Source organism: Flavobacterium psychraerolatum (assembly GCF_025960985.1).
In the GTDB taxonomy this organism is placed as follows: Bacteria; Bacteroidota; Bacteroidia; order Flavobacteriales; family Flavobacteriaceae; genus Flavobacterium.
In genome coordinates this window covers 24,264-38,447 of sequence record NZ_JAOQMX010000008.1, presented here as the reverse complement: position 1 = coordinate 38,447, position 14,184 = coordinate 24,264, and the positions used below count along the sequence as shown (strand labels likewise).

The following is a 14,184-nucleotide window of genomic DNA, read 5'->3' as shown; positions in this document are numbered from 1 at the left end:
TTTTTTTATAGCTTTTTATCAATTACCTTTGACCCAATTATTAATCAATTCAAAAATTGCCAAATCAGTTGTCCAAATGAGAATACTCTTTTTTTTATGTTTATTGCCTACCTTGTTGTTTGCTCAAAAAGAACCAAGAGGAGAGGCTCCCAAAAAGAGTCTTGTGGATCAAGGAGCAGACCCTAATGATACTACCAAAGTAGCGACAATCGATATGTATCGTTTTGTTTCTTTGGAGCGTGATACTACTTATATTGATACCTCACTTACAATTCAACGTGAGTACAGTCATAACTATCTACGCAAAGACACTTTTGGATTGTTGGCATTTCCAAATGAAGGGCAAACATATAATACCTTACAATATAGCTTAACCGATTTTTCACCTTATCCAGAAATGGGGTTAAAAGGGAAGCATTTTAGCTTTATTGAAGCAGGGCAAGTAAGATATGCATCGGTAGCAACTCCAGTAACCGAGTTGTTTTTTAATTCGATTATAGGAAAAGGACAGTTAGTAGATTCTTATTTTTCGCTAAACATTCATCCACGACTTAACTTTTCTATTGCTTATAAAGGTATTCGTTCAGAGGGAAAATACATTAATCAGTTTGCCAATTCAGGTCATTTTAGATTCACAACTAGTTACAGTTCCAAGAATCAGCGATATATTGCCAATGCACATTTTGTCTCTCAAGATATCTTGAATGAAGAAAACGGTGGGATTACAACAATTTCAGATTTTGAAAGTAAAGATCCCGATTTTAGTGTACGTCAAAGTTTGGAAGTGTATTTGACAGATGCTGAGTCATTCTTAAAAGGTAAACGTGTTTTTGTAGATCATAGTTTTCAAATTAATCCTTCAAAAGGAGTAAATAATCTCTATCTTCATCACCAGTTTAACTACGAAAATAAGTTCTTTGAGTACAAGCAACCAACTCTTGCTTCAACCATAGGAACTACAACTGTAAATCGTTTTGGAGATTCATTTGTAACGGCTGATATCAAAGATCAAACGCATTACAATAAAATGTATAATAAAGTAGGACTATCCTATGAGAATACAACCTTAGGGAAGTTCCAGTTTTTTGTAGATGATTTCCGAAGTAATTTTTACTATTATAGAATTTTGATTAAAGCAGATGGAACTGTTATTCCAGCTTCGTTAACACGAAATATCAATACAGCCGGTGGACAATACGACTATCGAAAAAATAAATGGAAGGGTAAATTTCTTTATTCTAGGTCAATTACCAATCAATCACTTTCTAATCTTGATGCTAAAATGAAATTAGATTTGAATGATGATTTTCAATTTGATTTTCAGTACCAAAACATTAATAAGTTACCTACAGATAATTATAACCTATATCAAAGTAGTTTCATTGATTACAATTGGAGTAAAAATTTTAATAACGAAAAGATAAATCGTCTTGCGGCCAATGCTGTGACACCTTGGTTAAATGCTTCTCTAACATTGTTAACGCTCAACGATCATTTGTATTTCAAAGATATAGCAACAAGTACTACACAGCAAATTATTTCACCAGAACAGTATAATAAAACCATTAACTATATTTCATTGAAGGTTAGTAAGGATATTAAGTTTGGGAAATTTGGTTTTGATAATACTATTTTATACCAAAAGGTAGGGCAGGATGATGCAGTGCTCAATGTTCCCGAAATCGTAACTCGTAATACGATATATTACACCAATTACTTTTTCAAGAAAGCTTTGTTTTTGCAAACTGGAATTGTCTTGAATTATTTTACTAACTATTTTGCAAACGATTATAATCCTGTTATAGGAGAATTTTTTGTGCAAAATCAAAAACAAATTGGGAATTATCCCAATTTGGATTTCTTTGTAAATGCAAAAATTCAAAGAACCCGCATTTATTTAAAAGCAGAACATTTTAATTCCTCTTTTTCAGGTAATAACTTTTATTCTGCACCAAACACACCTTTTCGCGATATGGCTATTCGTTTTGGACTGGTATGGAATTTTTTCAATTAATACTTTCAGGAGCAATAAAATTTGCGTTTTCAAGAAAATGTGTCCCGCTCTACACAGTATCTTTTATAAGGTGATTAGCTACGCATCACACTATAAAAGGATACTTTGCTGCGATCGGGGCTAGAGAGAAAAACCTTTCTCCTATTGGAGAATTGTAAAAAATAATAATCAAACCTTTTTAAATTTAAAATATTTTACATTGACCTTTACTGCTATAGATTTTGAAACTGCAACGTCCTTCCATCCATGTTCTGTAGGGATTGTAACCGTAGAAAATGGTGTCATTACCGATGAGTTTGTTACCTTAATCAAACCACCCAATAATGTGTACAGTCCATTTACTATCCAAGTTCACGGTATTTATCCACGTGATACAGTAAATGAAAAATCATTTGCACAAGTATATCCCGAAATCAAAAAAAGATTGCAAAATAAAGTGGTGGTTGCTCATAACGAGAGTTTTGACCGAAATGTTTTGATTAAATCAATGGCTCTATATGGCTTTGATTATCAAGAGCTCAATATTGGAATACGTTGGGAGTGTACAGTGAAAATTTATAAAGCCAAAGGTTTAAAACCGACTAAGTTAAGTGATTGCTGTCGTGCGATGAATATTAAGCTCAATCATCATGAAGCACTTTCAGACGCTAGAGCATGTGCCAAATTATATCTGTTGAAATAGTTTTATTTGGTATAGTAATATTTCTTACTTTAGTTACTGTCTAAAAGGCTATTACTATGAAAGAAGATTTTTTACATTACCTCTGGAAGTATAAAAAGTTTAACACGCTTGACCTTCATACTACACAGCAACAGCTAGTAACCATTCACCACCAAGGGCACTATTTAGAATTGTCAGGACCTGATTTTTTTAATGCACAAATAACTATTGGTAATCAAAAGTGGGCTGGTAATGTCGAGATTCATATCAAATCATCTGATTGGTATGCACATCATCATGAACGTGATCAAGCTTATGATAGTGTGATTTTACATGTAGTATGGGAACATGATGCTGCTATTTTTAGACTAGATAATAGTGAGATTCCAGTATTGGAACTCAAAAATTATGTGGATAAAAGTACTTTGAATAATTATCAATCTTTGCTTACTCCCAAATCTTGGATATTTTGTGAAAAAGAACTCAAAGCAATCGATCCGTTTGTACTTCAAAATTGGCAAGAACGCTTGTTTTTTGAACGCTTGGAGCGCAAGTCACAACTTATTCATGAATTACTTATAAAGACCAATAATGATTGGGAGTGCGTTTTATTTCGTCTTCTAGGCAAGAATTTTGGTCTCAATACCAATGGTGAAGCATTTTTACAAATAACAGAAGCTATTCCTTTTTCAATTATCCGAAAAGAAAGTTTTGAAGTAGAAAACTTAGAATGTCTCCTTTTTGGAACTGCAGGGCTGCTAGATTCAGATAAAGAAGATAATTATTATAAAGACCTCAATTTCCGATACTATTATTTGCTACATAAACACCAAATTGATAATTCACATACAATTCCGGTTGCTTTTTTTAAACATAGACCTGATAATTTTCCAACTATTCGGTTGTCACAGTTATCCAATTTGTATCATTTGCACCAAAACTTGTTTTCAAAAATCATTAGTTTAAATACCGTTCAACAGGTTTATGATTTATTGCAAATAGAAACAACCACTTATTGGCAAGATCATTACAACTTTGATAAACAAAGTCCAAAGAAGAATAAAAGACTATCACACTCTTTTATAGATTTAATAATTATCAATACAATCATCCCTTTGAAATTTGCTTATGCTAAAAGTCTAGGGGTAGAGAATGCTGAAAATTTGATTCAACTGTTGTCTGAGGTTCAAGCAGAAAAAAATAGTATTTTGGATAAATTTACTTCATTCGGAATAAAATCACAAAATGCTTATGATTCACAGTCTTTACTACAATTGAAAAACGAATATTGTACGAAAAGTAAATGCTTAGAATGTGCTATTGGGGTAGACTTGTTGAAAACAAAGGGTGTCTTTTAATGGAGTATTCATTTTTTTTGTAGTTTTACACAAAAAAGTAACCAAAATGTTAAATTCATTCAGTAAAGTCACTGGAAATGAATTTTAATTAGTGAAAATGATGTCAGCAATTCTACACCTTAAATTCTTCATGGAAAAACATGGCTTTCATGTTTCTTCTCGTCTAGCTGATAAATTGGGGATGCGAGCCAACAGTGTTCGACTCTTTTTTATTTACATCTCATTTGTTACGGTAGGTTTGGGATTTGGAGTATATCTTATCCTAGCATTTTGGATTCGTTTGAAAGATTTGATACGCGCCAAACGCAGTTCTGTTTTCGACTTATAGATCACTTTTTTTAATCAATACTAATCATAATAAAAATATTTTGGCTGAAAAATCAGATGCTTGGGGTTCACGTGTAGGTTTAATTTTAGCAATGGCAGGAAATGCTGTTGGTTTGGGTAATTTTTTGAGATTTCCAGTTCAAGCAGTACAAAATGGTGGGGGAGCCTTCATCATTCCGTATCTAATCTGTTTTTTGATTATGGGTATTCCGTTACTTTTTATAGAATGGTCTTCGGGACGATTTGGAGGTAAGTTCGGTAATCATAGTACTCCTTATATTTTGGACTCTATGGTCAAAGGTAGGGTATTAAAGTACATAGGTGTTTTTGGTATATTTACCAATATGGCTGTTGCTGCCTATTATTGTTATATCGAATCTTGGACAATGTCGTATGTCTATCACTCGCTGGTTGGTACTTTTGAGGGGATGAGTCAGGCCAACGTAGCCACTTTTTTTAGTGATTACGTAGATATTGAACATTCTACAACAGGAATCCCTTATGAGTCAGTATTTTTTTATATTATTTGTTTGGTAATTAACACCTATATTTTATCTAAGGGATTGAAAGGGATAGAAAAAGTAGCCAAAATTGGTATGCCTCTTTTGATTTTATTCGGGGCTATTTTGGCAATCAAGGGTTTGACTTTGGGAACATCAGGAGCTTCGGATATTTTTCCGGATGCTAATGCTTGGGATGGCCTTAATTTTCTATGGACTCCTCAATATAGTTCGTTGTTAGATTTAAAAGTATGGATGGCTGCGGCTGGTCAGATATTCTTTACTTTATCGGTAGGGATGGGTACAGTACATTGCTATGCTGCTTATTTGGACGAAAAAGATGATGTTGCCTTGAATGCAGTTTCTGCAGGGTTTATGAATGAGTTTGTAGAGGTAGTTCTTGGGAGTTTAATTGTTATTCCAATTGCTGCTGGATATTTAGGTTTGGATTGGGTAATTCAAAATGCAGGTTTCGGTATGGCATTTCAAACAATGCCTTATTTATTTCAACAATGGGGAAGTGTAATTGCGGTTATAGCTGGAGTCCTTTGGTTCGGATTGTTGTTTTTTGCAGGAATTACTTCATCACTTGCAATGGGTACACCTTGGATTGGGTTCATGCGTGATGAGTTTGGCTGGAATCAAAATAAAGGAGCTTGGTCTTTTGGTTTAATTGCTTTGATTTTAGGGCTGCCAACGGTTATTTATTTTCAAGAAGGTGTTTTTGATGAATATGACTATTGGGCAGGAACAGTTAGCTTAGTGGTTTTTGCAATGCTTGAAACCATCTTGTTTTCGTGGGTTTTCGGTTTGGAAAAAGGTTGGCCAGCAATTACAAGTGGAGCAGATATAAAAGTACCAATTATTTATAAGTTTATTATAAAATATATTACGCCAATGATGTTGATCATCATCTTTGTAGGTTCATTGTTTAAGCCAAAAGATAATGATTGGTCTGGAAACTTGAATAATTTATTTTCGGGTCATTCTTGGGTATTAGATAACGGATCGATTATCAAAAAAGTGATGCATGCTGGTATTAGAGAGGAGATTGCTGCTACAACAGATCTTGCGCTAATTACCAAATTGGAGGATAAGATTTTCTATCTTAATTCGGCTAGACTTTTATTAGTATCCTTATTTCTTTTTATTTGTAGCTTAGTCTATTTAGCTTATTTAAAAAGAAAAAGAGAAGGTAGAGCTACGTTATAAAAACATTATAATAATAAAGTAATTAAATTGAGATGTATTTTAATTCTACATCTCATTTGATAAATAAATAATACATTAGTAGTATGAATACAGAAGCTTTAATAATGATGGTGACGACACAGGGAGTTGTGGTTAGTTTCGCAGTATATTTCTTTTATAAAGTTTTAACCATTAAACCCAAGCAAGAGCCAGACTCTTTTTCTGAGAATGATGACGTGGTTGATAGGCAGCCAAAAGAATAGTTTTTGAATGTAAATTATAAAGATCTAAAAATATGAATCCTATAAAATCCTATTTCCAGTTTTCCAAAGAACAGCGAAATGGGATTTTTGTGTTAATACTTCTTGTTGTAGGTTTACAAACAGCATGGTTCTTTGGTGTGAATCATACTGCTGAAGTGACAAAGTCCAATGTCGAAGTACAGTGGTTGACCTTACAAGCAGATATTGATAAACTGAAAGGAGCATCAACTGTTTATGGTTATGAACTCAAACCTTATAATCCCAATTTTATAACAGATTACAAAGGTTATAAATTAGGTATGTCTCTTCAAGAAATTGATCGCTTATTGGCATTCAGGAGAACAAACCAATATGTAAATTCTGCTGCCGATTTTCAAAATGTAACTAAAGTGTCAGATTCTTTACTTGCTATTTTGTCCCCTTTTTTTAAATTTCCAGATTGGGTAACTCATAAAAAAGATACTAAAGGTTTTGTGAAATATGAAAAAAAAACTTTTGCTACAGAAGGAAAAATTCCAATTTTAGATGTGAATTCTGCAAGTGCGGAAGATTTCATGAGGATAAATGGAATAGGAGCAGGATACTCTGATCGAATTATTATATTTAGAGAAAGCTTAGGAGGTTTTGTTTCCATGCAACAAATGGAAGATATTTGGGGGTTACCGCCAGAAGTAATAACTAAATTGAATGTGAGTTTTAAAGTTTCAAGCCAACCTACTTTCAGAAAATTAGATATTAATAATGCTTCCGTTAAAGAAATTGCTCAATTTCCATATTTTAGATACTCTTTAGCGAAAGAAATAGTGACTTGCAGGAGCATGAATGGAGATTTTAAAAATGCAAGTGATTTAACAAAAATTAAAGGCTTGTCTATTGAAAAAGCCAATATTATAGCCTTATATTTGACCTTCTAAACACAAAAGCTTTACGATGAACTTTGATTATAACGAAACGCAGTCAATGATTGCGCAATCCATAAGAGATTTTGCAGAAATAAACATACGTCCGTTTATAATGGAATGGGATGAAGCACAAACTTTTCCTGTCCCTTTATTCAAGAAATTGGGAGAAATGGGGTTTATGGGGGTCTTAGTTCCTGAGGAGCTTGGTGGTTCTGGTTTAGGGTATCATGAATATATTACCATTATAGAAGAGATTTCAAAGGTCGATCCTTCCATAGGATTATCTGTAGCAGCTCACAATTCATTATGTACCAATCATATTTTGATGTTTGGAAACGAAGAGCAAAAGAAAAAATGGATTCCAAAATTAGCCACAGCCGAGTATATTGGTGCTTGGGGTTTAACGGAGCATAATACGGGTTCTGATGCCGGTGGAATGAATACAACTGCAAAAAAGGAGGGTGATTTCTGGATTGTCAATGGAGCCAAAAACTTTATAACACATGCTGTTTCGGGTGATGTGGCTGTAGTAATTGTACGTACCGGTGAAAAAGGGGACTCTCATGGAATGACAGCTTTCGTTTTCGAAAAAGGAATGGAAGGTTTTACTTCTGGGAAAAAAGAAAATAAATTGGGAATGCGTGCCAGTGAAACAGCTGAATTAGTATTCGATAATTGTCGTATTCCAGATGCAAATCGTTTAGGTGAAGTTGGTGATGGTTTTATTCAAGCCATGAAAGTTTTAGATGGTGGGAGAATATCTATCGGAGCACTATCTCTAGGGATTGCTAAAGGAGCTTATGAAGCTGCTTTGAAGTATTCTAAAGAAAGACACCAATTCGGTAAACCAATTAGTAGTTTTCAAGGTATTTCATTTAAACTTGCTGATATGGTGACTGAAATAGAAGCTTCGGAATTATTATTACATAAAGCTGCTTTCTTAAAACAACAACATAGACCAGTTACTACAATGGGGGCGATGGCCAAGATGTATGCCTCTGAAGTATGTTGTAAAGTAGCAAACGAAGCCATTCAAATTCACGGAGGATACGGATATACTAAAGATTTTCCAGTAGAAAAATTTTATAGAGATGCTAAGTTATGTACAATAGGTGAAGGTACTACCGAGATTCAGAAAGTAGTGATTACACGAAATATATTGAAATAAATAATAGAGCAACCATAATATATAGGGAGTTAGAACGTCGTTTTAACTCCTTTTTTTATGATGTATTCTATTGGGCGTGACCCGTGAGAAAAAACACGGGTCGGGTTTTTCGCTGTATCTTTTGTTCCGCTAACGCTTCACAAAAGGATGCCGCTTTGATCCCTCACGCAAAAGGAGTGTAAGGTTATTTTGTTTTATTGGAGGAGGGTACTTTTATTCTCATAAAATAATAAGCTATTAGATATTTTTTTATTTTTTTAACCTTCTGGTTGGTCAATTCAAAATAATGATTACCTTTGCGTACTTAACGAAAGGGGGTGTCAAAATTATGTTAATTATACCAATTAAAGACGGGGAAAATATCGATAGAGCACTAAAGCGCTATAAAAGAAAATTTGATAAAACTGGAACAGTGCGTCAATTAAGAGCTCGTCAAGCTTTTATCAAGCCTTCTGTTAGAAATAGAATCAAAATTCAGAAAGCAGCTTACATTCAAAACATGAAAGATGGTTTAGAGAGTTAGTAGTTTCTTGATAGAAATAAATAAGAATAGCATTGAGGTTTTAACTTCAATGCTATTTTTTTTGTTTCTATTTTTTCTCTCTTCTTTCTTTAGTTAGTTCTCTCGTTGGTTGTTGATAGTAAGTGCATTAGGTTGGTATTTATTTTGTATGAGTTTGTGAATGTTTTTATTGATAAAAAAAATAACAGTATATGTTATTTTGGATAGTTACTGTTAATGTCTAAAGTTTAGTAACTTTGGGTATTAATGGTTTTTTTTATTTTTATGGATGCAACTATCATCGCTTTTAAGGATTATTTACAGAAAGAGAAGAATTATTCTATTCATACCTTGATGGCATATGAGGCTGATTTACTAAATTTCAAAGTTTTTAATTGTATGAATTTTGAGCAGGATAGTATTGATTTGGTTAATTATAGTCAAATTCGATCTTGGATCGTGTCGTTGGTAGAGGAGGGTTTGTCGGTGATTACTGTGAATAGAAAAACGGCTTCGCTTAAGGCTTTCTATCGTTTTTTGTTAAAGACAAAACAGATAGAGGTGAGCCCTATGTTAAAACATAAATCATTGAAAGTTCCTAAGACGTTGCAGATTCCGTTTTCTGAGAAAGAAATGAATGCTGTATTGGAGGGTATGGAGGTGGGGACGGGTTTTGAAGGTATCCGCGACTATACGATAGTAGAATTGTTTTATGCGACAGGAATGCGTAGGGCAGAATTGATTCAGTTAAAGTGTGTAGATGTCGACTTGTTGAATAATACGCTTAAGGTGCTTGGTAAGCGTAATAAAGAGCGGTTGGTTCCGATTCTGCCTGCTGTTAAGGAGTCTTTGGAGCGGTATAAGCAGGAAAGGATGTGCTTGGGAGAGGTTGTAGAGGGTGATTATTTTTTTCTAACAAAAAAAGGAGAAAAGTTGAATAATTCACTTGTCTATCGGTTGATAAATTCGTATTTTAGTCAAGCTTCAGAGAAGGTAAAAAAGAGTCCTCATGTGTTAAGACATACCTTTGCTACTCATTTATTGAATAATGGAGCAGATTTGAATTCAGTAAAAGAATTGTTAGGGCATTCTAGTTTGGCGTCGACTCAGGTGTATACACATAGTAGCTTATCAGAGCTTCAAAAAGTGTATCAGAAATCGCACCCAAGGAATAAAGAGCAATTTTAAGTTTAACTATTAAATAAGTTTTGATTATGAAGGTAAGTATTCATGCAGTCAACTTTAATGTTGATGGAAAATTAGTTAATTTTGTTCAAGAGCGAATGGATAAGTTGGAGCGATATTATGGTAAAGTAGTTTCTTCTGATGTTTATTTGAAAGTCGTTAAGACTAGTGATAAAGAAAATAAAATTGTTGAGCTGAAGGTAAATGTACCTGGCAATGAATTTTTGGTAAAGAAACAATGTAAGTCTTTTGAGGAGGCGATAGATCTTTCGTCAGGTTCTTTGGGGCGTTTACTAGTTAAAACGAAGGAAAAAACACGAAGTCAAGCATAATTTGAAAATTTATTAAAAAAAATGTTTTAATTCAGAGATAAAATCTATACATTTGCAGTCCGTTAGAAATAGCGGACTTTTTTATTGAATTGCCAGCGTAGCTCAGTTGGCTAGAGCAGCTGATTTGTAATCAGCAGGTCGTGGGTTCGAGTCCCTCCGCCGGCTCTAATGAAACTGAGGTTTTTGAAAGATTGTAATAAGATAAAAAAGAGGGGAGATACTCAAGCGGCCAACGAGGGCAGACTGTAAATCTGCTGTGTGAACTTCGCAGGTTCGAATCCTGCTCTCCCCACGAAAGAAAGTTTTGAGTTTAAAGTTGATTATGTTACTTTAAGCTTGAAAAAGAGATTTCTCTGCCGACTTAGCTCAGAGGTAGAGTGCTTCCTTGGTAAGGAAGAGGTCACGGGTTCAATTCCCGTAGTTGGCTCAATAAAAAATTTTGAACACTAATAAATTAATAAAGATTAAAATCTAAGTAAAATGGCAAAAGAAACCTTTAACCGTTCGAAACCACACTTAAATATTGGTACAATCGGACACGTAGATCACGGAAAAACTACATTAACTGCTGCAATAACTAAAGTGTTATCTGATGCTGGTTACTGTCAAGCGAAATCTTTTGATCAAATTGATAATGCTCCTGAAGAAAAAGAAAGAGGTATTACAATTAATACATCTCACGTAGAGTATGAAACAGCTAATCGTCATTACGCTCACGTTGACTGTCCAGGTCACGCCGATTACGTAAAAAACATGGTTACTGGTGCTGCTCAAATGGATGGTGCTATCCTTGTAGTTGCTGCAACTGATGGGCCAATGCCACAAACTCGTGAGCATATCCTATTAGGTCGTCAAGTAGGTATTCCTAGAATGGTTGTATTCATGAACAAAGTGGATATGGTTGATGATGAAGAATTATTGGAACTTGTTGAAATGGAAATCAGAGACTTATTGTCTTTCTATGAATATGATGGTGATAACTGTCCAGTTGTTCAAGGATCTGCTTTAGGTGGATTGAATAATGATGCTGCATGGGTACCGAAAATTCTTGAATTGATGGAAGCTGTTGATGCTTGGATCGAAGAGCCAGTACGTGATACTGAAAAACCTTTCTTGATGCCAGTTGAGGATTCATTTACAATTACTGGTCGTGGAACTGTTGCTACAGGTCGTATCGAAACAGGTATTGCTAATACTGGAGATCCAGTTGAAATCATCGGTATGGGAGCTGGAAAATTAACTTCTACTATTACAGGAGTTGAGATGTTCCGTAAGATCCTTGATAGAGGTGAAGCAGGAGATAACGTTGGGTTATTGTTAAGAGGTATTGATAAAGCTGATATCAAAAGAGGTATGGTTATTATTAAGCCAGGTTCAGTAAAACCACACAATACTTTTAAAGCTGAGGTTTATATCTTGAAAAAAGAAGAAGGTGGACGTCATACTCCATTCCATAACAACTACCGTCCACAGTTCTACGTACGTACAACTGACGTAACAGGAGTTATTACTTTGCCAGAAGGTGTAGAGATGGTAATGCCAGGAGATAACTTAACAATCAATGTTGCTTTGTTAAGCCCAATCGCAATGAATGTTGGATTACGTTTCGCTATCCGTGAAGGTGGTAGAACTGTAGGTGCAGGTCAGGTAACTGAGATTGTAGCATAATTCAAATTAAATTATATAACCAGCAACTTCTTATGTTGTTGCTGGTTAATTCTACGGGCGTAGTTCAAGGGTAGAATAGCGGTCTCCAAAACCGTTGATGGGGGTTCGAATCCCTCCGCCCGTGCTATAAAAAAATTAGATCTAATGGCAAAAATTGTTAATTACATTTCAGAAGCATTTGAAGAATTAAAATCAAATGTAACTTGGCCGGAATGGGCTGAGGTGCAGCGACTAACTATTGTGGTGGCTGTTTTTTCAGTATTGTTTGCCTTGGCGACATGGGGAGTAGATGAAGTTTTTGCAAAAGCATTAGCAGGATTTTTTAATTGGATTAAAGCTTAATATTTGACATGGCAGAGAATAATTTAAGAAAATGGTATGTCGTTAGAGCGGTAAGTGGGCAAGAGAATAAAGTGAAAGCTTATATCGAAACTGAAATCACTAGATTAGGGATGGAAGATTATGTTTCTCAAGTTCTTGTTCCTACTGAAAAAGTAGTTACTGTAAAGGACGGAAAGAAGTTGGTAAAAGAAAAAGTTTACTTTCCTGGTTATGTAATGATTGAAGCAAATCTAGTAGGTGAGGTTCCTCATATTATTAAATCTATTACATCTGTAATTGGTTTTTTAGGTGAAACTAAAGGAGGTGAGCCAGTTCCATTAAGAATTTCAGAGGTAAATAGAATGTTAGGGAAAGTAGATGAGTTAGCAGTTAATACTGATAATCATGCAATTCCTTTCACTCTAGGAGAAACAATCAAAGTTATTGATGGTCCATTTAATGGTTTCAACGGTACTGTTGAGAAAATTAATGATGAAAAGCGTAAACTTGAAGTAATGGTTAAGATTTTTGGAAGAAAAACTCCATTAGAATTGAGTTTTATGCAAGTTGAAAAAGTATAATTTTTGTTACACTATAATAAATCATAACAATTGCTTCCACAATTTGTTATGTTAAATTTTTAAAAAATGGCTAAAGAAATTAGTAAGGTAGTTAAACTACAAGTTAAGGGAGGTGCTGCGAATCCATCGCCACCGGTTGGACCTGCTTTAGGAGCTGCTGGGGTAAACATCATGGAGTTCTGTAAGCAGTTTAATGCTAGAACACAAGATAAACCTGGCAAAATATGCCCAGTACAAATTACTGTGTATAAAGACAAATCATTTGATTTTGTCGTTAAAACTCCTCCTGCAGCAGTTCAATTGTTGGAAGCTGCAAAGCTAAAATCTGGTTCAGGTGAGCCTAATCGTAAAAAAGTAGCTAGTGTTACTTGGGAACAAATTAGAGCTATTGCTGAAGACAAGATGCAAGATTTAAATGCTTTCACAATGGAAGCTGCGATGAGTATGATTGCTGGAACAGCTAGATCTATGGGTATAACTGTATCAGGAGACGCTCCTTTTTAATTAAGAGAAAGACATGGCAAAATTGACAAAAAAGCAAAAAGAGGCTGCTTCAAAAATTGATAAGAACAAGTTATATTCTTTAAAAGATGCATCTGCATTGATTAAAGTTCTTGCTTCTGCAAAATTTGATGAGTCTGTTGATATCGCAATTAGATTGGGTGTAGATCCAAGAAAAGCGAATCAAATGGTAAGAGGTGTAGTAACATTACCTCATGGTACTGGTAAAGATGTAAAAGTATTAGCATTGGTTACTCCAGATAAAGAAGCGGAAGCTTTGGCAGCTGGTGCAGACTATGTTGGTCTTGATGACTATTTACAAAAGATAAAAGACGGTTGGACAGATGTTGATGTTATCATCACTATGCCAGCAGTTATGGGTAAATTAGGTCCATTAGGTCGTATTTTAGGACCTAGAGGTTTAATGCCTAACCCTAAAACAGGTACAGTAACAATGGATGTTGCTAAAGCTGTTGCAGAGGTGAAAGCTGGTAAAATCGACTTTAAAGTTGATAAAACTGGAATCGTACATGCAGGAATTGGTAAAGTTTCTTTTGGAGCTGAGCAAATTTATGACAATGCACACGAAATTATTCAAACATTAATCAAACTTAAGCCAACTGCTGCTAAAGGTACCTACATTAAAGGTATGCACCTTACAAGCACTATGAGTCCAGCAATTGCGTTGGATCCTAAAGCAGTATAATTGG

Annotated in this window: 16 protein-coding genes and 4 tRNA genes; all 20 read left to right on the top strand. The window is 34.6% G+C overall.

All coding sequences use genetic code 11. The features are described 5' to 3' along the window. Positions 1–76: 76 nt before the first annotated feature. Complete coding sequence (locus tag M2326_RS04925) at positions 77–2,014, top strand: putative porin (protein ID WP_264618437.1); 1,938 nt, start codon at positions 77–79, stop codon at positions 2,012–2,014. Positions 2,015–2,213: 199 nt separating this feature from the next. Next, positions 2,214–2,696: a 3'-5' exonuclease gene (locus tag M2326_RS04920; protein ID WP_264618436.1), complete on the top strand. Its 483-nt coding sequence runs from the start codon at positions 2,214–2,216 to the stop codon at positions 2,694–2,696. 56 nt (positions 2,697–2,752) lie between these two features. Next, positions 2,753–4,033, top strand: coding sequence for a DUF2851 family protein (locus M2326_RS04915; protein WP_264618435.1), 1,281 nt, complete (start codon positions 2,753–2,755; stop codon positions 4,031–4,033). Between the two features lie 100 nt (positions 4,034–4,133). Then, positions 4,134–4,361 carry a PspC domain-containing protein gene (locus M2326_RS04910; protein WP_264618494.1) on the top strand — a complete coding sequence of 76 codons (228 nt, stop codon included), beginning with the start codon at positions 4,134–4,136 and terminating at the stop codon, positions 4,359–4,361. 40 nt (positions 4,362–4,401) lie between these two features. Further along, positions 4,402–6,072 carry an SLC5/6 family protein gene (locus M2326_RS04905; protein ID WP_264618434.1) on the top strand — a complete coding sequence of 557 codons (1,671 nt, stop codon included), beginning with the start codon at positions 4,402–4,404 and terminating at the stop codon, positions 6,070–6,072. Between the two features lie 83 nt (positions 6,073–6,155). Further along, positions 6,156–6,314 (top strand): hypothetical protein, encoded by a 159-nt coding sequence (locus tag M2326_RS04900; protein WP_264618433.1) that lies wholly within the window; start codon positions 6,156–6,158, stop codon positions 6,312–6,314. 32 nt (positions 6,315–6,346) lie between these two features. Next, a complete protein-coding gene (locus M2326_RS04895; protein WP_264618432.1) occupies positions 6,347–7,228 on the top strand; it encodes a ComEA family DNA-binding protein in 882 nt (293 codons plus the stop codon). Between the two features lie 16 nt (positions 7,229–7,244). Next, positions 7,245–8,384 carry an acyl-CoA dehydrogenase family protein gene (locus M2326_RS04890; protein ID WP_264618431.1) on the top strand — a complete coding sequence of 380 codons (1,140 nt, stop codon included), beginning with the start codon at positions 7,245–7,247 and terminating at the stop codon, positions 8,382–8,384. A 328-nt stretch (positions 8,385–8,712) separates the two neighbouring features. Further along, positions 8,713–8,907, top strand: coding sequence for a 30S ribosomal protein S21 (gene rpsU, locus M2326_RS04885; protein WP_264618430.1), 195 nt, complete (start codon positions 8,713–8,715; stop codon positions 8,905–8,907). Between the two features lie 246 nt (positions 8,908–9,153). After that, complete coding sequence (locus tag M2326_RS04880; protein WP_264618429.1) at positions 9,154–10,074, top strand: tyrosine-type recombinase/integrase; 921 nt, start codon at positions 9,154–9,156, stop codon at positions 10,072–10,074. 26 nt (positions 10,075–10,100) lie between these two features. Beyond that, positions 10,101–10,403 carry a ribosome hibernation-promoting factor, HPF/YfiA family gene (gene hpf, locus M2326_RS04875; RefSeq protein WP_264618428.1) on the top strand — a complete coding sequence of 101 codons (303 nt, stop codon included), beginning with the start codon at positions 10,101–10,103 and terminating at the stop codon, positions 10,401–10,403. A 91-nt stretch (positions 10,404–10,494) separates the two neighbouring features. Further along, positions 10,495–10,568 (top strand) — tRNA-Thr (locus M2326_RS04870). A gap of 46 nt (positions 10,569–10,614) precedes the next feature. Then, a tRNA-Tyr gene (locus M2326_RS04865) sits at positions 10,615–10,695 on the top strand. A gap of 63 nt (positions 10,696–10,758) precedes the next feature. Next, positions 10,759–10,830: transfer RNA gene (locus tag M2326_RS04860), tRNA-Thr, on the top strand. A 53-nt stretch (positions 10,831–10,883) separates the two neighbouring features. Continuing rightward, entirely contained in the window at positions 10,884–12,071 is a 1,188-nt protein-coding gene (gene tuf, locus M2326_RS04855) for an elongation factor Tu (protein ID WP_264618427.1), read from the top strand. Positions 12,072–12,124: 53 nt separating this feature from the next. Next, positions 12,125–12,195 (top strand) — tRNA-Trp (locus tag M2326_RS04850). 20 nt (positions 12,196–12,215) lie between these two features. Continuing rightward, a complete protein-coding gene (secE, locus tag M2326_RS04845; RefSeq protein ID WP_264618426.1) occupies positions 12,216–12,413 on the top strand; it encodes a preprotein translocase subunit SecE in 198 nt (65 codons plus the stop codon). Positions 12,414–12,421: 8 nt separating this feature from the next. After that, entirely contained in the window at positions 12,422–12,973 is a 552-nt protein-coding gene (nusG, locus tag M2326_RS04840; protein WP_264618425.1) for a transcription termination/antitermination protein NusG, read from the top strand. A 66-nt stretch (positions 12,974–13,039) separates the two neighbouring features. Further along, a complete protein-coding gene (gene rplK, locus M2326_RS04835) occupies positions 13,040–13,477 on the top strand; it encodes a 50S ribosomal protein L11 (RefSeq protein WP_264618424.1) in 438 nt (145 codons plus the stop codon). 13 nt (positions 13,478–13,490) lie between these two features. Next, the gene (gene rplA / locus M2326_RS04830) at positions 13,491–14,180 is read left to right on the top strand and encodes a 50S ribosomal protein L1 (RefSeq protein WP_264618423.1); all 690 of its coding nucleotides are present in this window, start codon (positions 13,491–13,493) and stop codon (positions 14,178–14,180) included. Positions 14,181–14,184 lie beyond the last annotated feature (4 nt).